General features: G+C 74.6%; 25 protein-coding genes and 1 tRNA gene. 13 read left to right on the forward strand and 13 right to left on the reverse strand.

Annotation, left to right across the window (positions count from 1 at the left end; translation table 11 throughout):
- Positions 1-18 precede the first annotated feature (18 nt).
- Entirely contained in the window at positions 19-1266 is a 1248-nt protein-coding gene (locus tag FHX73_RS35755) for an NADH:flavin oxidoreductase/NADH oxidase family protein (RefSeq protein ID WP_145910167.1), read from the reverse strand.
- Between the two features lie 87 nt (positions 1267-1353).
- On the opposite strand from FHX73_RS35755, the gene FHX73_RS35760 reads away from it, so the two are divergent.
- The 3 genes from FHX73_RS35760 to FHX73_RS35770 are packed head-to-tail and all read left to right on the forward strand — an operon-like array spanning position 1354 to position 3339.
- The gene (locus tag FHX73_RS35760; RefSeq protein WP_145910168.1) at positions 1354-1935 is read left to right on the forward strand and encodes a TetR/AcrR family transcriptional regulator; all 582 of its coding nucleotides are present in this window, start codon (positions 1354-1356) and stop codon (positions 1933-1935) included.
- A 52-nt stretch (positions 1936-1987) separates the two neighbouring features.
- Positions 1988-2719: a class I SAM-dependent methyltransferase gene (locus FHX73_RS35765; RefSeq protein ID WP_145910169.1), complete on the forward strand. Its 732-nt coding sequence runs from the start codon at positions 1988-1990 to the stop codon at positions 2717-2719.
- Positions 2716-3339: a YwqG family protein gene (locus FHX73_RS35770; protein ID WP_145910170.1), complete on the forward strand. Its 624-nt coding sequence runs from the start codon at positions 2716-2718 to the stop codon at positions 3337-3339. Before FHX73_RS35765 ends, FHX73_RS35770 begins: the two co-directional genes overlap by 4 nt.
- A gap of 21 nt (positions 3340-3360) precedes the next feature.
- On the opposite strand, the gene FHX73_RS35775 is transcribed toward FHX73_RS35770, so the two are convergent.
- The gene (locus tag FHX73_RS35775; protein ID WP_145910171.1) at positions 3361-3708 is read right to left on the reverse strand and encodes a hypothetical protein; all 348 of its coding nucleotides are present in this window, start codon (positions 3706-3708) and stop codon (positions 3361-3363) included.
- A 131-nt stretch (positions 3709-3839) separates the two neighbouring features.
- On the opposite strand from FHX73_RS35775, the gene FHX73_RS35780 reads away from it, so the two are divergent.
- Both FHX73_RS35780 and FHX73_RS35785 read left to right on the forward strand, forming a co-directional pair.
- Positions 3840-4625 carry a class I SAM-dependent methyltransferase gene (locus FHX73_RS35780; protein ID WP_145910172.1) on the forward strand — a complete coding sequence of 262 codons (786 nt, stop codon included), beginning with the start codon at positions 3840-3842 and terminating at the stop codon, positions 4623-4625.
- 51 nt (positions 4626-4676) lie between these two features.
- On the forward strand, positions 4677-5501 hold the full coding sequence (locus FHX73_RS35785; protein WP_145910173.1) for a MerR family transcriptional regulator: 825 nt from the start codon (positions 4677-4679) through the stop codon (positions 5499-5501).
- 70 nt (positions 5502-5571) lie between these two features.
- Here FHX73_RS35785 and FHX73_RS35790 read toward each other — a convergent pair whose 3' ends face one another.
- Entirely contained in the window at positions 5572-6048 is a 477-nt protein-coding gene (locus FHX73_RS35790) for a MarR family winged helix-turn-helix transcriptional regulator (RefSeq protein ID WP_145910174.1), read from the reverse strand.
- Positions 6049-6101: 53 nt separating this feature from the next.
- Between FHX73_RS35790 and FHX73_RS35795 the strand changes: the two genes are divergently transcribed.
- Both FHX73_RS35795 and FHX73_RS35800 read left to right on the forward strand, forming a co-directional pair.
- Positions 6102-7016: an alpha/beta hydrolase gene (locus FHX73_RS35795; protein WP_145910175.1), complete on the forward strand. Its 915-nt coding sequence runs from the start codon at positions 6102-6104 to the stop codon at positions 7014-7016.
- A 171-nt stretch (positions 7017-7187) separates the two neighbouring features.
- Positions 7188-7814, forward strand: a complete 627-nt coding sequence (locus FHX73_RS35800; RefSeq protein ID WP_145910176.1) for a histidine phosphatase family protein — start codon at positions 7188-7190, stop codon at positions 7812-7814.
- A 3-nt stretch (positions 7815-7817) separates the two neighbouring features.
- Here the strand turns inward: FHX73_RS35800 and FHX73_RS35805 are convergent, their stop codons facing one another.
- Entirely contained in the window at positions 7818-8735 is a 918-nt protein-coding gene (locus FHX73_RS35805; RefSeq protein WP_145910177.1) for a squalene/phytoene synthase family protein, read from the reverse strand.
- A gap of 132 nt (positions 8736-8867) precedes the next feature.
- On the opposite strand from FHX73_RS35805, the gene FHX73_RS35810 reads away from it, so the two are divergent.
- Positions 8868-9131 carry a hypothetical protein gene (locus FHX73_RS35810; RefSeq protein ID WP_145910178.1) on the forward strand — a complete coding sequence of 88 codons (264 nt, stop codon included), beginning with the start codon at positions 8868-8870 and terminating at the stop codon, positions 9129-9131.
- 12 nt (positions 9132-9143) lie between these two features.
- On the opposite strand, the gene FHX73_RS35815 is transcribed toward FHX73_RS35810, so the two are convergent.
- Together FHX73_RS35815 and FHX73_RS35820 are read right to left on the reverse strand one after the other, a co-directional pair.
- Positions 9144-10007 (reverse strand): SMI1/KNR4 family protein, encoded by an 864-nt coding sequence (locus FHX73_RS35815; protein ID WP_145910179.1) that lies wholly within the window; start codon positions 10005-10007, stop codon positions 9144-9146.
- A complete protein-coding gene (locus tag FHX73_RS35820; RefSeq protein ID WP_425461469.1) occupies positions 10007-10615 on the reverse strand; it encodes an HD domain-containing protein in 609 nt (202 codons plus the stop codon). Before FHX73_RS35820 ends, FHX73_RS35815 begins: the two co-directional genes overlap by 1 nt.
- Positions 10616-10707: 92 nt before the next feature.
- On the opposite strand from FHX73_RS35820, the gene FHX73_RS35825 reads away from it, so the two are divergent.
- Positions 10708-11238 carry a DUF3761 domain-containing protein gene (locus tag FHX73_RS35825; RefSeq protein ID WP_211786435.1) on the forward strand — a complete coding sequence of 177 codons (531 nt, stop codon included), beginning with the start codon at positions 10708-10710 and terminating at the stop codon, positions 11236-11238.
- Here FHX73_RS35825 and FHX73_RS35830 read toward each other — a convergent pair.
- The 3 genes from FHX73_RS35830 to FHX73_RS35840 form a co-directional block, all read right to left on the reverse strand.
- Complete coding sequence (locus FHX73_RS35830; protein WP_145910181.1) at positions 11231-11755, reverse strand: hypothetical protein; 525 nt, start codon at positions 11753-11755, stop codon at positions 11231-11233. The genes FHX73_RS35825 and FHX73_RS35830 overlap by 8 nt on opposite strands.
- Before the next feature lie 30 nt (positions 11756-11785).
- Positions 11786-15235 (reverse strand): nucleotide disphospho-sugar-binding domain-containing protein, encoded by a 3450-nt coding sequence (locus FHX73_RS35835; RefSeq protein ID WP_170305230.1) that lies wholly within the window; start codon positions 15233-15235, stop codon positions 11786-11788.
- A 189-nt stretch (positions 15236-15424) separates the two neighbouring features.
- Positions 15425-16456: an alpha/beta hydrolase gene (locus FHX73_RS35840; RefSeq protein WP_425461470.1), complete on the reverse strand. Its 1032-nt coding sequence runs from the start codon at positions 16454-16456 to the stop codon at positions 15425-15427.
- A 136-nt stretch (positions 16457-16592) separates the two neighbouring features.
- On the opposite strand from FHX73_RS35840, the gene FHX73_RS35845 reads away from it, so the two are divergent.
- Positions 16593-16666 (forward strand) — tRNA-Met (locus FHX73_RS35845).
- 141 nt (positions 16667-16807) lie between these two features.
- Here FHX73_RS35845 and FHX73_RS35850 read toward each other — a convergent pair.
- Positions 16808-17437 carry an HD domain-containing protein gene (locus FHX73_RS35850; protein ID WP_145910362.1) on the reverse strand — a complete coding sequence of 210 codons (630 nt, stop codon included), beginning with the start codon at positions 17435-17437 and terminating at the stop codon, positions 16808-16810.
- Positions 17438-17598: 161 nt separating this feature from the next.
- On the opposite strand from FHX73_RS35850, the gene FHX73_RS35855 reads away from it, so the two are divergent.
- Complete coding sequence (locus FHX73_RS35855) at positions 17599-18573, forward strand: GlxA family transcriptional regulator (RefSeq protein WP_145910183.1); 975 nt, start codon at positions 17599-17601, stop codon at positions 18571-18573.
- Positions 18574-18614: 41 nt separating this feature from the next.
- On the opposite strand, the gene FHX73_RS35860 is transcribed toward FHX73_RS35855, so the two are convergent.
- Complete coding sequence (locus FHX73_RS35860) at positions 18615-19256, reverse strand: phosphatase PAP2 family protein (RefSeq protein WP_145910184.1); 642 nt, start codon at positions 19254-19256, stop codon at positions 18615-18617.
- A gap of 174 nt (positions 19257-19430) precedes the next feature.
- Positions 19431-21110: an FAD-dependent oxidoreductase gene (locus FHX73_RS35865; RefSeq protein WP_145910185.1), complete on the reverse strand. Its 1680-nt coding sequence runs from the start codon at positions 21108-21110 to the stop codon at positions 19431-19433.
- Positions 21111-21237: 127 nt separating this feature from the next.
- On the opposite strand from FHX73_RS35865, the gene FHX73_RS35870 reads away from it, so the two are divergent.
- Together FHX73_RS35870 and FHX73_RS35875 are read left to right on the forward strand one after the other, a co-directional pair.
- A complete protein-coding gene (locus FHX73_RS35870; RefSeq protein ID WP_145910186.1) occupies positions 21238-21957 on the forward strand; it encodes a TetR/AcrR family transcriptional regulator in 720 nt (239 codons plus the stop codon).
- Positions 21958-22009: 52 nt separating this feature from the next.
- The gene (locus FHX73_RS35875) at positions 22010-22603 is read left to right on the forward strand and encodes a hypothetical protein (protein WP_145910187.1); all 594 of its coding nucleotides are present in this window, start codon (positions 22010-22012) and stop codon (positions 22601-22603) included.
- A 7-nt stretch (positions 22604-22610) separates the two neighbouring features.
- On the opposite strand, the gene FHX73_RS35880 is transcribed toward FHX73_RS35875, so the two are convergent.
- On the reverse strand, positions 22611-23282 hold the full coding sequence (locus FHX73_RS35880) for a TetR/AcrR family transcriptional regulator (protein WP_145910188.1): 672 nt from the start codon (positions 23280-23282) through the stop codon (positions 22611-22613).
- Between the last annotated feature and the right edge of the window lie 139 nt (positions 23283-23421).

The following is a 23421-nucleotide window of genomic DNA, read 5'->3' on the forward strand; positions in this document are numbered from 1 at the left end:
AACTCACCGGAAGAACGGCTACGCCGCCTCGGGGCCGCGGCCGTCCAGCCAACCGCGGTAGCGGCGCACGGCCTTGCGCTGCTCGCGCAGCTCGGCCAGCAGGGCGACGGCGGGCCGGGTCCGGGGCGTGGGGGTGCGGCCGTCGGCGAGGCGGCGCATCTGACGGCGGACCAGGGCCATGGCGGCGGCCGAGGCGAGCGTCCGGTCGGACCAGGTCACCGGGCGCAGCGCCTGCTCGGCCTCGCCGGCGGCGGCCCAGCGGTGGGGCAGGTCGGGCGTGACGGCCAGGGCGGTGCCGATGCCGACGACCGCGACGCCGTCCGCGAGGACCTGTTCGGCGGTGCCGCGCCGGGTGATGCCGCCGGTGAGCATCAGCGGGAGCGGGCTGGTGCGGACCAGGTCGGCGGCCAGGTCCCGGAAGTAGGCCTCGCGGGCGCGGGTGCGACCGTCGGCGGGGCGGCCGGTCATCGCCGGGCTCTCGTAGCTGCCGCCGGAGAGTTCGACCAGGTCGACGCCGAGCGGGGCGAGCAGCTCGATCACCTGCCGGGCGTCGTCGGCGTCGAAGCCGCCACGCTGGAAGTCGGCGGAGTTGATCTTCACGGCGACGGCGAACCGCGCCGGAACGGCGGCGCGGACGGCACGCACCACGTCCAGCAGCAGCCGGGCGCGGTTGGCCGGCGAGCCGCCCCAGTCGTCGGTGCGGGTGTTGACCAGCGGGGAGAGGAACTGCGAGAGCAGGTAGCCGTGGGCGGCGTGGATCTCCACGCCGTCGAAGCCGGCTTCCGCGGCGCGCCGGGAGGTGGTGGCGAACCGCTCGACGGTGGCAGCGATCTGACGGTCCGTCATGGCAGTGGGACGACTGAAGCGGCCGCTGTGCCGACCGACGTCGACCGCGAGGTCCGAGGGTCCCCACACCACGCCGGGCATGCCGGAGGGCACTTGGCGGCCCGGGTGGTTGATCTGCATCCAGACCGCCGCGCCGCCGGACTTGGCGGCCGCGGCCCACTCGGCGAAGGGCTCCAGCGGCGCGGCGGCGTCGAGCACCACGCCGCCCGCCCCGGTGAGCGCCTCGGCGTGGACCATGACGTTGCCGGTGATCAGCAGGCCGGTGCCACCGTCGGCCCAGCTGCGGTAGAGGGTGAACAGCCGCCGGTCCGGCAGCTGGCCCGGGCCGGCCAGGCTCTCCTCCATGGCCGCCTTCGCGATCCGGTTGGGCAGCACCGCGCCCGAAGCCAGCCGCAGCGGCGTGAACAGGTCGTCCGCCATCGGGGTCTCCTCATCCTCGACTAGAATGTGTGCACCGCACACATTAGACGGGGATGTGTGCAGTGCATACATGAACGAGGGTGACCCATGCCACAGCAGACCGGTAGCTACCACCACGGCGACCTGCGCACCGCCTGCCTGCGCGCCGCCCGCGAACTGCTGGAGGAGGACGGCAGCGCCGCGCTCTCCCTGCGCGCCGTCGCGCGCCGGGCCGGCGCCTCCGCCACCGCCCCCTACCGCCACTTCGCCGACCGCGACGCGCTGGTCTCCGCCGTCGCGGCCCAGGGCTACCGCGAACTCGCCGAGCACCTCACCGCCGCCCACCCCGCCCCGCGCGCCCCCGAGGACCTGGCCGCCGTCGCCGCCGCCTACGTCCGCTTCGCGATCGACCGCCCGGCGCTGTTCCGGGTGATGTTCGCGGAACCCTGCGACCCCGCGAACGCGGAACGCGCCGCGGCGACCGCCGCGATGTGGGAGTACGTCGGCGCGATCGTCCACGCCACCTTCCCCGGCGCCGACCGCGAGGCGATGTCCACCGCCGTGTGGGGTCTGGTCCACGGCCTCGCCTTCCTGCACCTCGACGGCAAGCTCGACACCACCGGGCCGGCCACCCCCGAGCAGCGGGTCCAGGCGGCGGTCCAGGCCCTGCTGGCCAACTCCCGGGCCTGACAGCGAAATCCGTTGGCATGCCGGCGCGGCGGCGCGTAGCGTGCTGGCTTTGATGACTGACACCTGGGACACCATCGCCGACTGGTACGCCGAACTCCTGCGCACCGGCTCACCGCTCAACGACTTCAACCGTGCCGCGCTGCTCGACCTGCTCCCCGCGGAGTTGGCCGGCCGGCGGGTCCTCGACCTCGGGTGCGGCGAGGGCCTCGTCGCCCGGGCGCTGGCCGCGCGCGGCGCCGAGGTGCTGGGCATCGACCCGTGCGCACCGCTGCTCGACCACGCGCGGGCCGCCGGGACGCCCGGTCCCGGCACGGTGCGCTACGCCGTCGACGACGGGTGCCTGCTCGCCACCGTCGCCGACCGCTCGGTGGAGTGGGTGACCGCCGGGCTCTCGCTGAACCACGTGCCCGACCTCGGCGCCGCACTGACGGCCGTCCGGCGGGTCCTGACGGCGCACGGCGCCCTGGTGTTCAGCGTCCCCCACCCCTGTTTCGAGGCGCCGCACGCCAGTTGGACGAGCGAGCCGGACGGGACGGTGCGCCGGGCGGTCGGCGACTACCTGACCGAGGGCTTCTGGCGCTCCGACAACCCGGCCGGCGTGCGCCGGGCCGGCAACCAACACCACACCGTGGCAACCTACTTGACTGCGCTGCTGGACGCCGGCTTCGCCCTGGAAGCCGTCACCGAACCCGCCCCGCCGCCGCCCGTGACGCAGCAGCAGCCACAACGAGCCGGCCTGCCACCGTTCCTGGTGATCCGCGCCCGCACGGGAGGCCCGGCGTGACGGCGATGTCGAGGATCGAGGCGTTCGCCGCCGCCGGGGCACCTGTCACCGAGCCGATCACCAAGTTCGGCGGCCAGCCAGGCTGGCTCGCCGAACCGCAGTGGCCGGTCAACGACGCCTGGGGCGAACCGATGCGGTTCGTCTGCCAGTTGGAGCTCGAACCGGTGCTCGGCGAGGCCGGGCGGGGCCGACTGGCGTACGTCTTCGTGACCCACGCGGACCACGGCGACGAGGAGTTCTTCGACCCCGACGTCATCTTCCCCGACGAGGGCGCCAACGCCGTGATCGTGCAGCCCGGCGGCGGCTACGCCGGCACGACGCTCCCGCTCGCCACCGGGCCCGGCCTGTACCACGCGCACGACGGGTCCGCGGCCGAGTACACGCCCCGGCTCCGGCCCGACGACGAGCACGACGACGACCCCTGGGACGGCGACAAGATCGGCGGCCGACCCGCGTTCTTCCAGGACGACGACTGGCCCGACGGCGGCCCCTGGACCCTGGCGCTGCAACTGCACGCGAACTTCAAGCCGTTCCATCTCAACCTGGGCGCCGCGCCGACGGCGTTCGTCCTCGTCTCGCCGGACGGGACCGAGGGCCGGATGCTGGTCCAGGACTCCTGAGGCCGCACATCTGATGGCCCGTCAGGCCACCGCGATCCAGTAGTCGGCCAGGTACAGCAGGACCATGCCCGTGACCGAAACCAGTGCCCAGGTGGTGCGGCGGCCCCGGTGCAGGCTCATGCCCGCCAGGCCGGCCAGCCAGAGGGTCGGGATGCCGAACAGCGGGATGTCCCAGAACAGGACGCCACCCAGGGTGGAACAGGCCAGCCGGGCGCTGCCGGCATCGCAGCTGTCGGGCGCCGCGTCCCAGATGTACGGGAGGACGATCACCGCCAGGCCGGCCAGGGTGGTCAGTGCCAGCGCCGCCAGCAGGAGACGGGTGAGCTGGGCCTCCGTCAGGGCTCGGGGGCTCGTGGTTCGGTCGGACATGGCCGTGAAGGTAGCAGCACCTCATTTCGGGCTCCCAATGGGCCCGGCCGGAGCGACTGCGCTGCTCAGGACCCCGGCCGGCGGGAAAATCCGCTGGCCGGACCGCCCGTCCCGGTGCCAGGATCCGGGCCGTGACAACGACCCGGGCCGCCGCGCTCTTCGACCGACTCGCCGCCGTCTACGACGAGGTGCTGCCCTTCTTCACCGGCTTCGCCGAGCAGCACCTGGAGTGGCTCGCCCCCACCCCCGGCGCCCGGGTGCTGGACCTCGGCGCCGGCCGGGGCGCGCTCACCGGCGCCGCGCTGGCCCGCGGCTGCGAGGTGACGGCGGTGGACGTGGCCCCGGGGATGGTCGAGCGGATAGCCGCGCAGTACCCGGGGGTGCGGGCGGCCCGGGTGATGGACGCCCAGCGGCTCGACTTCCCCGACGCCTCCTTCGACCTGGTCTGCGCCGGCTTCGTGATCCACCTGCTGGACGACCCGGCCGCCGCCGCCCGCGAGGTCCGCCGGGTGCTGGCACCCGGCGGGGTCTTCTCGTTCTCCGTCCCGGGCGCGGTCGCCGACGCCCCGGAGTGGGCGTTCTACAGCGCGCTGTTCCGCGAGTTCGAACCGCTGATCACGCCGGGCCAGGGCCGCCTCGGCCGCCCCCTGGACGGGCGGCCGCTGCTCGCGGGCGCCGGGTTCACCGGGATCGGTGAGCACGCCGTCGAGCAGCGCCTCCCGGTGCCCGATGCCGACACCTTCTGGAACTGGGCCCTCTCGCACGGCTCCCGCGCCTTCATCGACGCCCTCCCGCCCCGGCCGCGCGCCGAGTTCGAGGCCCGGGTCCGCGCGGAGCTGGCCGCCATGGACCCGATCGTCCTCGCCTCCGGCGCGCACCTCTGGCGCGGCACCGCGCCACTGCTGGGAAGCTTCTGACCTCGGACGCTTGACCCTCACACCGTGTCAGGGCCTGAACTCGGAGACATCATGTTCACCATCGGAGACTTCGCCCGGCACGGACGCGTCTCGGTCCGGATGCTGCGTCACTACGACGCCACCGGCCTGCTGCGCCCGGCCCACGTCGACCCGGCCACCGGGTACCGCCACTACACCGCTGCCCAACTGACCCGCCTCAACCGCGTGATCGCGCTCAAGGAGCTCGGGCTGACCCTCCAGCAGGTCCGGGAGATCCTGGACGAGGAGGTCGGCACGGGGGAACTGCGCGCCATGCTGCGGCTGCGGCAGGCCGAGTTGCAGGCGGCGATGACAGCGGCGGCCGCCCGGCTGGTCCAGGTCGAGGCGCGGCTCCGAGCGATCGAGAGCGAGGGGCACATGCCCACCAACGACGTCGTCCTCAAGAGCATCCCGGCCGTCCGGGTGGCGGAGCTGACCGCCACCGCGGCGAGCTACCAGCCCGAGGACATCAGCCCGGTCATCGGGCCGCTCTACGACGAGCTGTTCCGCCGCCTGGACGCGGCCGGCATCAGCCCCACCGGTCCCGGCATCGCCCTCTACGAGGACTCGCCGGAGGGCGGCGGCCGGATCACCGTGCACGCCACGGTCCAGGTGTCGGCCCCGCTGCGGGCGGACAGCGAGCTCCGGGTGCTCGACCTGCCGGCGCTCGACCAGGCTGCCACGATCGTGCACCACGGCTCGATGGACGCCGTGGTCCCGACCTCGCAGACCCTGTCCCGCTGGACCGACGCCCACGGCTACCGCGCCACCGGCTACCCCCGCGAGGTCACCCTGGAGCACCACGAGGACCGCTCGCAGTGGGTGACCGAGCTCCAGTCGGCGGTGGTGCGCGCCTGACCACGGCTCAGCCCCACCGCCGCCCCGCCCGGCACGACCAGTGCCGGGCGGGGCGGCCCCGTCGGGCGCGTCAGCCCGTCGGCACCCCGGTCTGCGTCCGTTCCAGGGCGGCGCGCAGCAGGCCGAGCAGTTCGGTGCCGGCCGCCAGCTGGTCGCCGTCGAGCGCCTCGCCGAGCAGTTCGGCGAGGCGCTCGTCGAAGCTCCGCCCGGCGGCCTCGACCAGGCGCTCCCCCTCCTCGGTCAGCACCAGCAGCGAGGAGCGGCGGTCCGCCGGGTTCGGCTGCCGGGCCACCCAGCCCTGGCGCTCCAGGCGGTCGACCCCCTTGCTGGTCGCACCGACCCCGATCGCGAACTCGGCCGCGAGGTCGGCGACCCGGGCGGCCGGGTGCCGGCGCAGATAGTCGAGGAACTCGAACTGCGAGGTCACGATCGCGTGGTGCTCGCGCAGGTGGTCGTTGAGCGCGTTGTAGATCCGGGTCTCGGTGCGGACCAGGTGGTCGAAGAAGGCCCGGGGGGCGGCCGCGGCGCCACTTGATTTATATGCCACGGCAGATACTGTAGCGGCATCCACTTCGAGTGACCACGCCTGGAGGCGTATCCATGAGCAGGGAACAGCGCGCGAAGATCGACGCCATGCTGCGCGGCCACCAGGCCGAGGGGCCGCGATCCGTCGAGGAGATCCGCACGGGCTTCGCCGCGATGATGGCCACGATGGCCGTACCGGAGGACATCCGCACCACCCACACCGAGCTCGGCGGCCGCCGGACCCTGCTCGTCGAGCCCACCACACCCGCCCCCGTCGGGGCGGACGACGCGGCCGGGACCATCCTGTACTTCCACGGCGGCTCCTTCGTCTTCGGCTCCCCCGAGACCGCGCTCTCGCTGACCGGGAACCTGGTGGCCCGGACGGGGCTGCGGGCCTTCTCGGTGGACTACCGGCTCGCCCCCGAGCACCCCTTCCCGGCCGCCATCGAGGACACCCTGGCCGCCTACCGGGCGCTGCTCGACGACGGCGTCGACCCCGCGCGCCTGGTGCTCGCCGGGGACTCGGCCGGCGGCGGACTCACCGTCACCACCCTGCTGGCGGCCCGCAGTGCCGGACTCCCGCTGCCCGCCGCCATCCTGGCCTTCTCCCCGGGCGTGGACAGCACCCGCACGGGCGAGAGCCTGGAGACCCGGGCCGCGGCCGACCCGATCTTCACCCGCGCCGCCCTGGAGCACACGGGGGCGATGTACCTCGCCGGCCAGGACCCGCGCCAGGAACTGCTCAGCCCGGCCCTCTTCGCCGACCTGACCGGCTTCCCGCCGATGCTGATCCAGGTGGGCGGCAACGAGATCCTGCTGGACGACTCCACCCGGCTGGCCGCGCGGGCGCGGGACGCCGGCGTGGACGTGACCCTCGACGTCACGGCCGACGTGCCGCACGTGTTCCAGGTCTACGCCGACATCCTCGACGAGGCCGACCAGGCCCTGGACCGCGCGGCGCTCTTCCTCACCCAGCAGCTCGGCGGCTGACCCCGGGTCAGCGGCCGCGCTGCTCGCCCCACCCCGCATCACGGCTGGTCAGGCCGCCCTGGCAGACTCCGCAGCATGGATACAGCATTGCCGTCGCCGACGCCGACGCCGTCGCGGCCGACCGGGGCGCACGCCAGCAGATCCACCTCCGAGACCGAGGTGGGATAGCCGATGTCGGGGGGAACGGCCACCCGCTACCTCTACCTGGCGCGCCACGGCGAGGCGCGGCCGGACGGGAACGGGCTCACGGAAGCCGGTCGGCGCCAGGCGGTGCTGCTGGGGCGCAGGTTGGCGGACCGTCCGATCACCGTGGTGCACCACGGCCCGCTCCCCCGGGCCGCGCAGACGGCCCGGCTGATCGGCGAACAGCTGCGCGGCACTCCGCTGACGGTGTGCGAGGAGGCCGGCGACTACGTGCCGCACGTCCCGGCGCGGGCGGAACTGCCGGACGACTGCGCCGACTTCCTGCTCGACTACCTCGCGGACACCACCGCCGAGGAGCGGGCGAGCGGCGAGCTACTGGCCCGTCAGGCGCTGGCGCGCTTCACCGGGCCGGTGCCCGGCGAGCAGGAGCGCCACGAACTGGTCGTCACGCACAACTTCCTGATCGCCTGGCTGGTCCGGCACGCCACCGGCGGCCCCGACTGGCGCTGGCTCGGGCTGAACCACGGCAACGCCGCGCTGACCGTGATCCGCTACGCACCCGGCCGGCCGTCCTCGGTGCTCGCCTACAACGACACCCGGCACCTGCCGGAGGAAGTGCGCTGGACGGGTTTCCCGCCGGAGGTCCGGATCTAGGGTCTACTCCTGCGGAGCCCGCCGGGCCTGGAGGTAGCAGCGGCCGAGCAGTCGCAGTGCGGCCGGCTTGCCCGGGCCGACCGAGCGGCGCACCAGCGCCGCCGGGTCGACCCGGGCCGCCCGGACGGTGAGCAGTTCCAACTCGACCATGCAGCGCAGCATCGGCCGGTGCGCGGCCGGCGCCAGGCCGACCACGGCGCGGCCCGCGTCGAGCGACCGCGCGGCGCGGTCGAGCTGATCGGCCAACAGGGCCCGGACGGCGGGCAGTTCGCGGCTCCGTTCCAGGTCCTCCCGGCTCACCTGATGCTCCGTCAGGTAGCTTTGCGGGATGGCGAGTCGGCCGCCCGCCAGGTCCTCGGCGAGGTCGTTGGCGAAGTCGAGCCGCTGGCTGCCGTCGATGAACGTCCGGCAGGCCGCCCGGTACTCGGCCTGGTCGCCGGCGGGCCCGAGCATCCCGGCGATCACCATCACGGCGGGCAGCGAGTACTCGTCCACGTAGCGCTGGTAGTCGGCCTCCGTCTCGAACCCGGCGAAGTCCAGGTCGGCCGCCGCCCGTCCGAGGAACTCCAACGCCCGCTGCCCCAGCACCGGATGCACCCCCGCCGAGTGCACCAGCGGGCGCAGCGCGGCGTTCCCGGTGCGCCCGGCGGCGAGCGCCTCGGCGGTCTCCGCCGCCCACCGCGCGGCCGCGTCCCGCCGCTCGGCCACCGAACCCTCGCCGTCCAGCAGCAGATCGGTGCGGTGCATGAACGCGGTCGCCGCGATCACGTGCGGCACCATGCCCGGCGGCAGCAGCAGCCGGGTCGCCAGCTCCGCCTCCCGCCGGTACTGCGCCACCTCCGCCCGCTGCCGCCCGTAGTCGGCGCGCAACCCGGCCTCCCGCACCCCCGCCGCCCGCAACGCCCGCTCCCAGCCGCCCACCGCTCACCCTCGCTCACCACGTGCTCGTCCGTCCCGCCAGACCCTACGGGCTCGCGCGGGTTCCCCCGAACCGGCCCCGGGAACGCCCGGGCGGCCGCATGCTGATGGGTGTCACCAACCTCGGAGGACCCGATGGCACCGTACGACGAGCTGAGAGCCGAACTGCTCAAGGATGCCGAGACCATCGGCCACCCCCATGTGGAGCTGCACACCCCCGAGCACCCCGAGCTGAGTTTGCGGCTGCGGCTGCGCTCCGACGACGGCCCGCAGTGGGCCCTGGAGTCCGCGGCCGCGTTCTCCCGGGTCGGCGGCTGGCACATCCGGGAGGTGAGCAGCGAGGGCGGGCAGACCTTCACGATCTGGCTCACCGTCGAGAAGGCCGCCGGTCGGCCTTGAGGCCACCCTGCCTCACGGGAGGGCCTCGCCCGGTTCCGGGTCCCAGGTCGGCACGGGCAGCCCGTTGCCGGCGGTCACCCGGACGATCCGGCAGCCCATCAGTTCGACGGCCTCGTGCAGCCGTTGCCACGCCGGGGCGCTGTGCTCGGCCGGGTACGCGATCCGGATCTGGTGCGGGCGGGCCAGGTCGTAGGTGAGCAGCCAGTCGGTGTCCGCGGTCGCGAAGTGGTCCTGCCCATCGTCGCCGGACTCCGACCGCCAGGAACCTCGGTCGGCCGTCGGTGCCAGCGCCGCCCGGAGGACGCGCAGGCGCTCGGCGTGCGGCAGGGCGCCTTCGGTCAGGTGCAGGCAGCGGTGGACGCGGGGCCGGGCGGCGGTGAACCAGGGGGCCAGCTCGGGCTCCATCTCGGCGAGCACCCGCGAGGTGATCCGCCCGCCGATCCAGCCTTCGATGAACTCGGCCGCGCCCGGCGCGAAGGTCTCGTAGCGGCCGTCCTCGCTCCAGACCACCACGGGCCAGTCCTGCGGCTCGCCGCCGGTGAGCCAGCACAGCCGGTCGGCGTCGATCGTGCCGCCCCAGACCAGCAGGCCGCCCGGGGCCGGGTGGAGCGGGTAGGGATAGCGCTCGCGGTCCCGGGCGGAGACCGGAGGTGCCGGGGCCGTCTGCCAGTCGATCCCGTTGAACCTGTTCGTGCCGAACGGGGTCCACAGGCGGAGGAGGTCGCAGAACTCGCCCCAGCCGTACTGCTCGACCAGGCCGCGGTAGTCGCCCGGCAGCCGCACCCCGAGTCGGCGCGTGACGGCCTGCCAGTCCGACCCGGCGTCAACGGGCGTGGCCGGCGGGGGGACGAGGCGGATCAGCCGGTCCAGGCCCATCAGGCGTGGGACTGCTGGTAGGCCAGGCGCGCGTCGGCGCCCTCGCCGATCCGGGTGAGCAGCTCGTCCAGCTCCAGGAACTCCTCCCACCGGGCCCGCCCTCCGACGCGGACCAGCTCGGCCACCACGAGGTCCTCCAGCTCGGGGACCCGCTTGTTCTTCCACACCTTGTCGGCCAGGGTGACCAGCAGGTCCTCGATCCCGCGCCCCTCCTCCCAGGACGCGTGGCCGGCGGCGAACCGGGCCGACTCGGCGCTCACACCGAGCGCCAGCAGCAGCTCGCGGCCGGCCTCCTCGTGCGCGGAGCCGGGACCGGAGAGCTCGGCGGGGTGCTCGGCCTTGCCGATGTCGTGCGTGGCGGCGCCGAACAGCACCGCCTCGCGGTCGAGGACCAGCGCCGGCCGGTGCCGCTCGATCCAGGCGACGAGCTGGTGCGCCACGTCGTGGACGGCGCGCAGGTGGGCGACGAGGCGCGGTGGGGCGTCGACCGCCTCCAGCAGCGCGACGACCCGGGACGGCAGCGGCAGGAGCGACGGCCCGTGGGTGTCGTCCGTCGCGATCGAGTGCTGGATCGAATGCTGGGACGATTGCTGGGGCGTCGGCGTCACGAGGCCAGGGTAACCGTCCGGCCATCTGACGATCCGATGAGTTCCACGATTTCCACGTCTCGCATTCTCATATGACAGTACGTTCTTCACCCATGACGAATGATCAGCTCCGCGCCGGCGGCAGACGGGCCGGGGTGGCCGTCCTCGGGGTGGCGGCAGTGCTCTGGCTGGCCGGCTGCACCCCGGACGCGACCGGGACGGGGTCCACGGCCGAGGGTCCCGCGCCGGCGGCCAAGCCGTCCCCGTCCACCGCCGCCCCGCTCGCCGCGCCGCCGACGACTGCGGCACCCGCTCCCCCGCCGCACACGACGCCTCCGCCTCCCCCGCACACCCCGGCGCCGGCCGCCCCCACCACCCACCGGCCCGCGCCCACGCCGCCGCCCCGGCCGACGCCGACCCAGGCGCCGGCCCAGCCCCCAGCCCAACCTCCGGCCCCGGCGGCGCCGAGCCCGGCGGGCTCCTGCAAGTCGCACACCGTGGCCTACTGCGGCTGGACGGTGGGCGAGACGCCCACCCAGCCGGGCGAGACGGCCACCTGCAAGGACGGGACCATCTCGTTCTCCGCCGACGACGGATCCGGCACCTGCTCGGGCCACAAGGGCGTACTGGTCTGGTTCAAGTAGTCGCGCCTGACGGACCTTCCGGGCCTCCCGGACCCTCCAGGCGGAGCTCCACCCGCGCCGGACCGCTCCGGCGCGGGCCGGGCGGGGCCGCCATGCTGCCCCCGCCCGCCGCCGGGAACGGGCCGTCGGCCCGCCGTGCGACGTCCAGCGCCATGGCGGTCAGCCGCAGCCGCAGCAGCCCGGCGCCGGTCGCCGTGTCGCGGAACACCGCTGCCAGCGGGTCGAGTTGACGCCGCGCCGCCGCCGACAGGCTGACGGCGGCGTCCAGCAACTCCTCGTGCCGGCCGGCCCGGAGGGCCGTGACGACCTCGTGCGGGGTCGGCCGCCGGGCCCCGGAGCTTTCCCGCGAGCCGTGCACCACGAGCGCGAGCAGCGGGACGATCCGCTGCCCCGCCCATTCCCGGTCCATCTCCCAGACCCGGTAACGGCGTTGGGCCGTGGCGGCGAACCCGGCGTCGGCCCGGGCCTCGGCGAGCCGCCGCCGGGCGAAGGCCAGCGCCTCGTCCCAAGCGTCCACCGAGCACCCCTCTCAGGTCGGCCGGATCGGTCAGCGCTCCTCGAAACCCTCCAGCACCGCCGGGAGTTCCTCGGTGTGCAGGACGCCCAGGGTCTTCGTCGCCCGGGTCAGCGCGACGTAGAGGTCGTTCAGGCCGCGGGTGTGGGCGGCGAGCATCCGCGCGGGCTCCAGCAGGAGCACCGAGTCGAACTCCAGGCCCTTGGACTGCCCCGGCGTCATCAGCACCACCGGCGAGTCGAGGGCCGACGGTTCACCGGCCGCGACCACCCCGGCCAACGAGGCCAGCGCGTCCACCGGCAGGCCCTCCGGGTGGACGATCGCCATCCGGCCGCCGTCCATCGCGGCGATCTCCTTCTCGACCACCGCCCGCAGCTCGTCCGGCGCCACCTGACGGCTCCACGGCCGCACGCCCCCGCTGCGCACGGCGCGCGGCGCGGCCAGCCCGGTGTCGAGGGCCCGCAGCACGCCCTCGGTGGTGCGCATGATCTCCGACGGCGTGCGGTAGTTGACGCTCAGTTCGACGCTGCGCCAGCGCCCGGCGGTGTACTCGTCGAGCGCCTGGCCCCAGGAGTTCAGGCCCGCCGGTGCGCCGGTCTGGGCCAGGTCGCCGACGATGGTCATCGAGCGGCCGGGGCAGCGGCGGGTGAGCATCCGCCAGGCCATCGGGGAGAGTTCCTGCGCCTCGTCCACGATCACGTGCCCGTAGGCCCAGGTGCGGTCCGCGGCGGCGCGCTCGCTGAGCGGGCGCAGCGACTCGGTGCCCCGGTACTGGCGGGCCAGCACCTCGACGTCCACCAGGGAGGTCTCGATGTCCACCATCGAGGCGTCGAAGGACTCCATCAGGTGCTTGGCGTATTCGAGTTCGGCGGCGCTGAGGCCGTCCCTCGGGAGGGTGGCGGCACTGCCGGGCACCGGGCCGAGCAGTTCGGCGGCCTCGTCCAGCACCGGCACGTCCGCCTCGGTCCAGGGTGCGCCCGGCTCGCGCCGCAGCAGCTCGCGCTCCTCGGCGCCGAGCAGGTCGGCGGCGGCCGCCAGCTCGGGCGAGCCGTAGAGCGCCGTGACCAGCTGCTCGGCCGTCAGCACCGGCCAGAGCCGCTCCGCCAGCTGCTGGAACTCCGGCTCCTCGACCAGCGAGTCGGCGAGGTCGGCCACCGCGTCCAGGTCCATCTCGCCGTCCCGGTCCCGGGCGATCCGCAGCGCCAGCTCCGAGGAGACCCGCTCGACCAGTGCGGCCCGGGCCTGGTTGTGCGGCTCGTGGGTCCGGTGCGCGGCGGCGTGCGCCCGCTCGCCGAGCGCGCGGCTGATCCGCAGCTCCTGGCGGTGGCCCGAGGAGCGGCCGACGGTGATGGTCCACTCCTCCTCCGGCAGCTGCCGCAGGCCGTCCAGGGCGGCGAGCAGCACCTGGGCCATCCGGGCGTCGCCCTTCACGGCCGCCACCTCGGCGCGCTCGCCGTCCGCACCGGTCACGCCGGTCACGCCGGGGTAGAGCGTGCCGATGCTGCCGAGCACCACCTCGGTCTCGCCGAGGGCCGGCAGCACCTGGTCGATGTAGCGCAGGAAGGTGGTGTTCGGGCCGATCACCAACACCCCGCGCTTGGCCAGCCGGTCGCGGTGGGTGTAGAGCAGGTAGGCGGCGCGGTGCAGCGCGACCACCGTCTTCCCGGTGCCGGGGCCGCCCTGGACCACCAGGACGCCGGCCAGGTCGGAGCGGATCACCCGGTCCTGCTCGGCCTGGATGGTGGCGACGATGTCGCCCATCCGCCCGGTCCGACGGGCCGTCAGGGAGGCCAACAGGGCGCCCTCCCCGCTCAGCGCGCCCTCCCCGCCCGACGACTCCTGGTCGTCGAGCCCGAAGGCGTCGTCGTCGAAGTCGACCACCGCGCGCCCCTTGCTGCGCAGGTGGCGGCGGGCGACCACGCCGCCCGGCCGGGCGGGGGTGGCCCGGTAGAAGGGCTCGGCGGCCCGGGCCCGCCAGTCGGTGAGCAGCGGCTCGTGGTCGTCGTCGGCCAGCGCGATCCGGCCGATGTACTGGCGCTCGCCGTCGGCGTCCTCGATCCGGCCGAAGCACAGGCCGTACTCGGCGGCGTGCAGCTCGGCGATCCGGCGGGTGTGGGTGCTCTCCATGGTGTCCCGCTCCATCCGGGACTGGGCGGTGCCGCCGCGCTCCTGGCGGTGGACCTCGCGCAGCCGGTCGCCGGCCAGCTCGCGCTGGAGGTCGAGGCGGTCGTAGAGCAGGCCCACGTAGGCGTTCTCGGCGCGCAGTTCGCGTTCCTTGCGGTCCGCCGCGATCAGCTCGACGAGCCGGCGGGCAGCCCGCTCGGCGCCGTCGGTGCGGATCCGCGCGGCCACGGCGGCGGCGCGGGTGCGGACCTCGGGGGCCAGCGCGGCGGCGAGCGCGGCCGACAGGCTCTCCACCGTCGGCACCGGCCCGTCGTGGGCCGCGCCGATGCCCAACTCGGCCACCCGCTCCGCGTAGTACGGCTGGTCGGCGGCCTGCGGCAGCACCACCTGGGGCGCCCCGGCCAGCGCGGCGGCGAACAGGGTGCCCGCCCCGCCGTGGTGGACGACGGCGGCGACCCGGCGGAACAGCTCCTGCTGGTTGACCTCGCCGACGACGAAGCAGTCGCCCCGGTCGTCGGCCGCGGCCAGCCCGGCCCAACCACGGCCGAGCAGCACCCGGCGGCCCTGCGCCCGGACCGCCTCGACCGCCACCTGGGCGAGGTCGGGGGCCAGGTGGCGCATGCTGCCGAAGCCGACGTAGACCGGCGGCTCGCCGGCCGCCAGGAACTCGACCAGGTCGGCCGGCAGCGGGCGCTCGTCCGGCAGGTGCCAGGCGCCGGTCTGCACCACGTCCAGCTCGGGGGTCGGCTGCCAGGGTCCGAGCACCGGGTCGGCGGCGAGCCACGGCTGGTCGGTGAAGACGTGGTCGCGCACGCTCGCCACCGGCGGCAGGCCGAGCGCGGCCCGGTGGGCGCCCACCGCCGCGCCGAAGCGGTCGTTGTAGCCCTGCGCCTCCAGCTCGCGCAGGACCCGCACGTCGGTCTCCTCCGGCGGGTAGGGGCCGCCGGGGCCGGGCAGCGGCGCCCGGTCCGGGGAGGGCAGCACGACCGGGCAGAAGGCGGTGAACACGTAGCGGATGCCCAGCGCCTCGGCGACCGAGGGGGCGCTGAAGAGCACCATGCCGGTGGCGACCAGCAGGTCGCAGCCCTCGGCGGCGGCCGCGAGGGTGCCGTGCTGCTCCTCGATCAGGTCGGCCACCATCCGGGCGGCCGCGTCCTTGCCGGACGGGCGCACCATCTCGTGCCACGGCCGCCCGAGCGGCACCAGCTCCACGCCGGCGCCGGCCAGGCGCTCGGCGAACTCCTGCTCCGGCGGCGCGCACACCCGCACCTGCGCACCCGCCTCCCGCAACCGCACCGCAAGCGCCAGCATCGGCTCGACGTCTCCGCGCGACCCGTACGTCGCCAGCAACACCCGCATCCCGAGACTCCCCATTTCCGCACGTCATCGGCTCAGGTCCGACAGTGTGCGGCACCTGGGGGGCCTTGCCGCAAGGCCCCCCACACGGTATAAGTTAAGAGTGGAGAGGAGCGGGTTTCCTCTCCTTCTTCGTTTTACGGCTTCTTCGTTCTGCGACGGCCGATCCGTTCGACGGTGGCTGACGGTTCCTCAGGTGCCGCGCAGCAGTCGGCGCAGCCACCGCACCCGGGCCTCGCGGGCGTCCTGGCTCACCGCAGCCCCCGGCGCGAGGGTGTCGAACCCGTGGAACGCGCCCGCCCAGACGTGCAGTTCGGCCGAACCGCCGGCCTGCCAGAGCGCGTCGGCGTAGGCGACGGCCTCGTCCCGGAAGGTCTCGGCCGAGCCGACCTCGATGTACGCGGGCGGCAGTCCGGCCAGATCGGTGGCCCGGGCGGCGGCCGCGTACGGGGAGAGCTCGGCGGCACCGTACCGCTCCCCCAGCAGGGCCCGCCAGGCCGTGGCGTTGGAGGTGCGGCCCCAAGTGTCGTGACCGTCCTGCTGGTGGGCGGAGCGGGTGTCGCCGCGGTCGTCCAGCATCGGGCTGAGCAGCAGCTGGCCGATCGGCGCCGGCCCGCCGCGGTCCCGGGTCAGCTGGGCGAGTGCGGCGGTCAGGCCGGCGCCGGCGCTCTTGCCGCCGAGCACGATGCGCGCCGGGTCGACGCCGAGCCGCTCGGCGTGCCGGGCGGCCCAGCACAGTCCGGCGTAGCACTGCTCGACCGGCTCCAGGTAGCGGGCGGCCGGGGCGAGCGGGTACTCCACCGATAGCACTGCGAGCCCCAGCAGCTCCGCCAACTCCCGCAGCACGCGCGGCAGTACCGACCAGGCGTTGCCCATCACCAGCCCGCCGCCGTGCAGGTAGTAGAGCAGTGGCAGCGGCCCCGCCAGCCCGGCCGGCCGCGCGCTGACCATGATCGGGCCGGGGCCGGGGCCGGTGGTAGTGCCGGGGCCGGGGCCAGGGAGTTCCGTGACCTCGAACCGGCCGCCGTCGGCCAGCTCCCGCAGCGTCGGCCTGGGGCGCGCCTCCGCGTCCCGCCGCTGACGCTCCGCCAGGTTCTCCGGCGTCACCGGCTCGGCCTTCCCGACGGCCGCCAGCGCCGCCGCCAGCTCCGGATCGAACGGCACCGCGCCCGTCGCGTCCATCCGCGCTCCCCCGCTCCCTCGGCCGTACGACTGAGTGATCATCAGCTGATGATCCTCCGAATGCTATCGATCCCGAGGGAGAACGACGCCGAACCCCGTCACCGACCGGCCACGCTCCGATGGCAAGGAAAACCGATTTCGTTCCGACGGGGTTCACGGGCTATGGTGGTGTCACCGACGCGGGGTGGAGCAGCTCGGTAGCTCGCTGGGCTCATAACCCAGAGGTCGCAGGTTCAAATCCTGTCCCCGCTACTACTGGAAGCCGGAGTCGACGCAATTGGGCGTCGGCCCCGGCTTCTTGTCGTTGCGGGCCCCTGTCGCCCCGGCCGTTCATCGTGCCGTGGTCGGTGCCGTCGGCGCGCCGCGAGGCCGTCGCCCGTCCGCTCCCCGGCGTCACTCCGGCCAGGCGGAGCCCTTGATCACCTCGACGAAGTCCCCGCGCACGAACCCCGGCACGAAGTGCGCCAGCACGTCGGCCTTCACCGTGCCGAAGGTGCTGTCCGGGCGGTCCCGGACGCCGTCGGTGAAGGCCGCGAGGATCCGGTTCTTGAAGTCGGGGCGCGGGTGGGCCGCCACCACGGCGGCGCGCTGCTCCGGCGTCACCGCGTGGTAGCCGAGGCCGAGCACGTCCAGCTCCACGCCGCGGGTGACCAGGGCGATCTCGGGTGCCATGTGCAGCGGGACCTCGGGGGTGGTGTGCAGGGCGATGCCGGCCCAGACCCGGTCGGCGGGCTCGCCGGTGATGCCGTGGGAGCGCAGGAAGCGGCTGGCCTCGTCGGCGCCGTCGAGCTCGAAGCGCTGGTCGGCGCGGCCGTACCGGGCGGTGAGGCCGAGGTCGTGGAACATGGCGGCCACGTAGAGCAGTTCGGGGTCGAAGTCGAGCCGCTCGGCGCGGCCGCGCAGGGAGCCCCAGAGGAAGACCCGGCGGGAGTGGTCGAACAGCAGCGGTCCGGCCGCCTCCCGGACCAGCTCGGTGGCCTCGCGCGCCAGGGCGCTGTCCGGGATCCGCACACCCGCGATCATCCCGGTCGTCCCGGTCGTCCCGGTCGGCTCGTTCAGCTCGGTCGTCTCGGTCGTCTCGTTCACGGTTCCTCCGTGCCTGTTTCGGTGGTGTGCCTCCACGATCCTGCGGGGGCGTAGCCTGGGGCCATGTCCTCACGGCCAGGAAACCCACGGATCCGGACATGACGGCGAGACCGCGCCGGGTCGCCTTCCTGGTGTTCGACGGCGTCACGATGCTCGACGTCACCGGCCCCTCCGAGGTGCTGCACCAGGCGGGGCGACTGGCTCCGCCCTACGAGCTGGTGCTCGTCTCGCCGCAGGGCGGCCCGGTGACCACCTCCACCGGGCTGGCGTTGACCGGCACCGTGACGGCTGCCGAGGTCGGGGCGCCGCACACCCTGGTGGTGGCCGGCGGCGACCGGCTGGCCGAGCGGCCCGTCGAAGCGGCGCTGCTCGATGTGGCCGGCGCCCTCGCCGGGCGGGCCGAGCGGGTCGCGTCGGTGTGCACCGGAGCGTTCGTGCTGGCCGAGCTCGGCCTGCTCGACGGCCGGCGGGCGGCCACCCACTGGCGGCACGCCGACGCGCTGGCCCGGCGCTACCCCCGGGTGGACGTCGAGCCCGACGCCATCCACGTCCGCGACGGACGCTACGTCACCTCGGCGGGCATCAGCGCCGGGATCGACCTGAGCCTGGCCCTGGTGGAGGAGGACCACGGCGCGCAGGTGGCCCGGTCCGTCGCCCGTGAGCTGGTGGTCTTCATGCAGCGTCCCGGTGGGCAGTCGCAGTTCTCCGCCGCCCTGGCCACCCCGCCGGTGCGCGGCGAGCTGCTGCGCTCACTGGTCGCGGAGGTGCTGGCCGATCCCGCCGCCGACCACAGCCTGACCGCGATGGCCGCGCGGGCGGCCGTGAGTCCCCGTCACCTGACCCGCCTCTTCCACGCCGAGCTCGGCACCACGCCCGGCCGCTGGCTGGAGCGGGTGCGCCTCGACCGGGCCCAGCAACTGCTGCTCGACGGACACGCCGTCACCTCGGCGACGCGCGCCAGTGGCCTGGGCAGCGACGAGAGCCTGCGCCGCGCCTTCGCCCGGCACCTGGGCACCACGCCGTCCCGCTACCGCGCCCGGTTCGGCACGACCGGCCGGGACGGCGGGAGTTGACGGTCGGCAGGAGTTGACGCTCGGCGGGAGCTGACGGTCGGTCAGCGGGCGTGGGCGCCACCGGGGGCGGCGCGCAGCACCGGGGCCAGGGCGCCGGTGCGCAGGCGGGCGACCAGCGGGACGGCGATCCGACCCAGGATCCGGCTGGTCAGGTAGGCGACGGGGATGGCGAGCAGGGCGGCGCCGAGCACGTCGTGGGGGTAGTGGTCGCCCAGGTAGACCCGGGTGAAGCCCTCGAACACCGCGAAGGCGGTGGCGATCACGGCCAGGCGCCGGTCGAGCAGCCAGAGGGCGGCGACGGTGGCGAAGGCGGTGGTGGAGTGCCCGCTGGGGAAGGCGTAGTCGTTCGGGGCGGGGCAGGAGTCGACGAAGTAGGCGTGCGGCAGCGAGTAGCAGGGGCGCGCTTCGGCGACCAGTTTCTTGGCCACCTCGGCGACGGCGAAGGCGACCAGCACGGCCACGGGGGCGGCCAGCGCGAGGGTCATGGCGGAGGTGTCGCGGCGGCGGGCGTTCCACCAGCCGATCGCCATCAGCACCCCGAACACCCCGAGCCCGGCGTTGGTCCACAGGTCGAGCGGGGTGTTGAGCCAGTGCGTGTCGCGGGCGAAGCCGGTGACACCGGTGAACAGCGACCCGTCGATGCCGGAGCCGTCGAAGGCCAGTTGAAGGGCGGGGTGGGTCATCGGCGGGCCCCTTCGGAGTCGAGCCTGCGGCGGGCCGGGCACTCCGATCGGCGTCCACTGCGGCAGCGGTCTTCTACCTGCGCGCAGAAGTTCTACGTCACTGTAGACGATGAACGGAGAGCGACAAAACCATGAACTCCAGGGGCCGCCGGGCGCCCGTGACGTGACGCGAGGTCAGGCTCCGGCCCTGCTCAACGCCCCGTCAGCGCGCCGCTCCCGCATGCCGAGCAGTTGGACGAGCACCCGCTCCAGCTCCCCCGCCGGGTCGGCAGCCAGGTCGGTGGCCCGCCAGGCGACGAAGCCGTCCGGACGGACCAGCAGCGCGCCACCGCGCCCGGCGCCCGCCACGGCCGGCCACTGCGGCGCGTCCACCGACCGCGCGTGCAGGTCCAGTCCGAGCCGCCCGGCCACCTCCTCGGCCGCCCCGGCCCACCCGGCGCCGTCCGGCCCGGCCAGCACGGTGAACCCCGAGCCCACCAGCTCCAGCGTCGAGGTCCGGACGCCGTCGAGCTCGACCCACAGGTGCGGCAGCCGCGAACCGGGCGACCCGTCAAGGTCGAGCAGCAGGTCCTCGATTGACGGGAGCTCGGCGACCGGGCCGATCACCGCCGCCGAGTCGTAGCGGTAACCGAGGTGCACGATCGGGGCGTTGACGATGCCCGCCCGGGCCCGCTCCGCCGCGAGGTGCGGGCGGCGGTCCCAGTGCAGGTGCGGCCGGTCCAGCCGCAGCCGGGCCTGCTCGACGGCGAGCGCGCCGACCGGCCGCCGCTCGGCGTCGTAGCTCTCCAGCAGCTCCGGCACGGCCGACCCGCGCAGCACCAGGGCGAGCTTCCAGGCCAGGTTGTGGGCGTCGGCGATCCCGGTGTTCATGCCGAAGGCGCCCATCGGCGGAATGGCGTGCGCGGCGTCGCCGACCAGGAAGACCCGCCCGTCCGAGAAGCGGTCGGCGAGCTGGGCCCGCACCCGCCAGGGCAGCACGCTGACGACCTCCACCTCCTCCAGCGGGCCGCCGACCGCCGCGTGGACCAGCTCGCGGCAGCGCTCGGGGGTGAAGTCCCCGGCTGACCCGCCCGCCTCCGGGTCGTACCCGGCGTGCAGCACCCACTCCCGCTCCCCGTCGATCTGCATCAGCATGCTGGGACTGGCGGGGTTGGTGATCTGGCAGCCGACGAACGTCCGGCCGCCGGTGTACCGGCTCAGGTCGGCGCGGAAGAGGATGTTGACGTTCGGGTAGCCGATCGCGCCCACTCCGCTCATCGGGATGCCGAGCGCACTCCGGACCGGGCTGCGCACGCCGTCGGCGGCGACCAGGTAGTCCGCGCGCACCTCGCGCCGGCCGTCCGGGCCGAGCAGGACCGCCGTGACGCCGTCGCGGTCCTGGGTGAACGAGAGCAGCTCGGTGCGGTACGCCACCGTGACCCCGCGCCGGCGGGCCGCCCGGAGCAGCACCGCGTCGAGCCGGTTCTGCGGGCAGGTGCCGCGCAGCGCCCACGGGCTGGCCAGCGCCTGGGGGTCGGCGCCCGGCGCGCCGGCGGGCGCTGGAGCGGCCGGGGCCGGCGGCTCGGTGAAGGCTGACGCGGTGGCCAGGGTGTCGGCCTTGAGCATGCCGAGGTTGCCCGCGCCCGCGTCGATGGCGACCGCGTTCACCTCCTCCAACAGGCCTAGCTCTCGCAGGAGTTCGATGGTGCGCGGGCCGACGCCGGTGGCCCTGGGATGCTCCGAGGGGCCGTCCTGCCGCTCCACGACCAGGGTCTCGACGCCCTGCCGGGCCAGGAACAGCGCGGCGGCCAGACCGACCGTTCCGCCACCGACGACCAGGACCGGGACCGGGGCGGGAACACGGGTGTGCTGCATGACGACTCCTCACGTTCGAGACGTTCAGACCATACGGGAACACCGTTCCCGCTTACGGGAACACTGTAGCCATAGGCGTAGGATGTGCGCAGCAGAAATCACCCGAGGAGTTCCCGAGGAGTTGTCGATGGCCGAGGAACCGATCCCGACGCTGCTCTGGGCCCGGGAGCCGCGCGCCCCCCGCCGCCAGGCGCCCGGCATCGACCGGATCGTCTCGGCCTCCGTCGCCATCGCCGACGCGGAGGGCCTGGACGCGCTCTCCATGCGCCGGGTCGCCGCCGACCTCGGCACCGGCACGACCTCGCTCTACCGCTACGTGGCCGGGCGGGACGACCTGCTGGACCTGATGGTCGACGCGGTCGGCGGCGACTGCCCCACGGACCCGCTCACCGGCGACTGGCGGGCCGACCTGGCCGCCTTCGCCCGCGAGTTGCGGGCCGGCCTACTGCGCCACCCCTGGCTCGGCGCGCTCATGATGTCCCGTCCGGCCCTCGGCCCGAACTCGCTGCGCCGGCTCGACCGCGCGCTCGCCGCGGCCGCCCCCCTGACCCCGGACACCACCCTCGCCAACTCCGCCATCGGGGCCCTGCGCCACTACGTGATCGGCGCGGTCGGCGACCAGCTCGCCGAACAGGACACCCAGCGCCGCACCGGCCTGACCCCGGAGCAGTGGCGGGCCTCCGTCGGCCCGTACATCCGCGAGGTCATCGCCGGCGGCGAGTACCCGCACTTCAGCCGCATGGTGCTGGAGGCCGAACACCCCGACGCGGACCAGCGGTTCGAGTTCGGCCTGGACTGCTTCCTGACCGGCCTGGCCGCCCGGCTCGGCGCGGCCACCGGGGGTTGACGACGGGACGAGACAACGGGACCAGACGACGGGCCGAACGGAACGGAACGGCATGGGCGGCGAGAGCGCGGACGCGGCCGAGCGCTTCACGGCCGCGGTGGAGCGGTTGCGGCGCGAGCTGCGGGCCGTCGCGGACACCGTCGCGCCGGGTGGGCGATGGCGGGCCGAGGAGCGCACGCGTGACGAGTTCACCGAGCGCGGCGCGATGACCAGGCGGTTCACCCTCTCGCTGGTCCTCGCCGACGCCTCGTTCGAGCGCACCCCGTTCGAACTCGCCTCGTTCCAGCGCACCTCGGTCCAGCTCGCCTCGGTCCAGCTCGCCTCGGTCCAGCGCACCTCGTTCCAGCTCGCCTCGCCCGAAGCGGTGCGGGACGGGTTCACGGTGAGCGCCCGCGCGGTGGGCGGAACCGTCCGGATCACGGGCAGCACGCCCGCCGTGCTGGTCCGCGACCGCTGGGTGCGCCCGCCGCGCGCGGTGGACCCGGGGAGCCTGCGCCCCGGGTACCGGCTGTGCGACTCGTGCGAGGGCTGGGGGTCGTGCCGCGACTGCGAGGGCCTGGGCTTCGTGGGCGGCCGGCCCTGCCGGGCGTGCGGCCTCGGGATGGACTGCCCGGACTGCGCGGGCGCCGGCCAGAGCCTCGACTGACTCGGGGTCAGGTGTTGATGACCGCGAGCACCTCGGCCGCGTAGAGCTCGGCGGGCGCGAACCCCATGCCCGTGAAGTGGCCGGCGAGTTCGAGCGAGAGCACGCCGTGCAGGCGGGTCCAGAAGGCGAGCGCGCGGCGCAGGGCGGCGGGCGGTGCCGGGTGGTCGCCGGCCCAGTCGCGGTGCTGGGCGAGCTGCTCGGTGAGCTGGGCGTCGAGCGGGGACGGGGACGCCGACGGGGCGTCAGTCGGCCGGTCGGCGACGCAGGCGTCCAGGATCCTGGCCATGATCCCCTGGGTGATCCCGACGGTGTCGGCGGGCGCGTGGTACCCGGGCACCGGCGTGCCGTAGACCAGGAAGTAGCGGTGCGGGTCGGCCAGGGCCCACTCGCGCAGTGCGAGTGCCAGGCCGGTGAGGTCGGCGCCGGCTTCGGCGCGGATCCGGAAGGCCTCGGCCAGGCTGCGGTAGGCGTCGATGACGAGCTCGGTGATCAGCTCGTCGCGGTTGGCGAAGTACCGGTAGAGGGCCGGCCCACTCAGGCCCATCTGTTTGGCGATGGCGTTGAGCGACAGCGCGGAGGCGCCGGCGGTGGCGATCTGCTGCCACGCGTGCTGCTTGACCTCCTCCCGCACCTGGGCGCGGTAGCGCTCCCTCGGGGTCTTCGCTGCTGCCTCGGCCACGGCCCGCCTCCCGGTCACCCACTGCCACCTACTGCCACCCACGCTGACAGTTAGAGGTTATCACTGTCGTTGTTGACACTCACCACCGAAAGGCGTTAGAACTTATAACGAACGCAAGGACATCTACCGCAAAGCAGAG

The organism is Kitasatospora viridis, assembly GCF_007829815.1.
GTDB lineage: Bacteria > Actinomycetota > Actinomycetes > Streptomycetales > Streptomycetaceae > Kitasatospora > Kitasatospora viridis.

Excerpts from the sequence above, each read along its gene's own strand:
- FHX73_RS35755 (WP_145910167.1), bottom strand. The coding sequence starts at position 1,266 with ATGGCGGACGACCTGTTCACGCCGCTGCGGCTGGCTTCGGGCGCGGTG.
- FHX73_RS35760 (WP_145910168.1), top strand. The coding sequence starts at position 1,354 with ATGCCACAGCAGACCGGTAGCTACCACCACGGCGACCTGCGCACCGCC.
- FHX73_RS35765 (WP_145910169.1), top strand. The coding sequence starts at position 1,988 with ATGACTGACACCTGGGACACCATCGCCGACTGGTACGCCGAACTCCTG.
- FHX73_RS35775 (WP_145910171.1), bottom strand. The coding sequence starts at position 3,708 with ATGTCCGACCGAACCACGAGCCCCCGAGCCCTGACGGAGGCCCAGCTC.
- FHX73_RS35785 (WP_145910173.1), top strand. The coding sequence starts at position 4,677 with ATGTTCACCATCGGAGACTTCGCCCGGCACGGACGCGTCTCGGTCCGG.
- FHX73_RS35795 (WP_145910175.1), top strand. The coding sequence starts at position 6,102 with ATGAGCAGGGAACAGCGCGCGAAGATCGACGCCATGCTGCGCGGCCAC.
- FHX73_RS35800 (WP_145910176.1), top strand. The coding sequence starts at position 7,188 with ATGTCGGGGGGAACGGCCACCCGCTACCTCTACCTGGCGCGCCACGGC.
- FHX73_RS35810 (WP_145910178.1), top strand. The coding sequence starts at position 8,868 with ATGGCACCGTACGACGAGCTGAGAGCCGAACTGCTCAAGGATGCCGAG.
- FHX73_RS35815 (WP_145910179.1), bottom strand. The coding sequence starts at position 10,007 with ATGGGCCTGGACCGGCTGATCCGCCTCGTCCCCCCGCCGGCCACGCCC.
- FHX73_RS35825 (WP_211786435.1), top strand. The coding sequence starts at position 10,708 with ATGACGAATGATCAGCTCCGCGCCGGCGGCAGACGGGCCGGGGTGGCC.
- FHX73_RS35835 (WP_170305230.1), bottom strand. The coding sequence starts at position 15,235 with ATGCGGGTGTTGCTGGCGACGTACGGGTCGCGCGGAGACGTCGAGCCG.
- FHX73_RS35840 (WP_425461470.1), bottom strand. The coding sequence starts at position 16,456 with ATGATCACTCAGTCGTACGGCCGAGGGAGCGGGGGAGCGCGGATGGAC.
- FHX73_RS35850 (WP_145910362.1), bottom strand. The coding sequence starts at position 17,437 with ATGATCGCGGGTGTGCGGATCCCGGACAGCGCCCTGGCGCGCGAGGCC.
- FHX73_RS35855 (WP_145910183.1), top strand. The coding sequence starts at position 17,599 with ATGACGGCGAGACCGCGCCGGGTCGCCTTCCTGGTGTTCGACGGCGTC.
- FHX73_RS35860 (WP_145910184.1), bottom strand. The coding sequence starts at position 19,256 with ATGACCCACCCCGCCCTTCAACTGGCCTTCGACGGCTCCGGCATCGAC.
- FHX73_RS35865 (WP_145910185.1), bottom strand. The coding sequence starts at position 21,110 with ATGCAGCACACCCGTGTTCCCGCCCCGGTCCCGGTCCTGGTCGTCGGT.
- FHX73_RS35870 (WP_145910186.1), top strand. The coding sequence starts at position 21,238 with ATGGCCGAGGAACCGATCCCGACGCTGCTCTGGGCCCGGGAGCCGCGC.
- FHX73_RS35875 (WP_145910187.1), top strand. The coding sequence starts at position 22,010 with ATGGGCGGCGAGAGCGCGGACGCGGCCGAGCGCTTCACGGCCGCGGTG.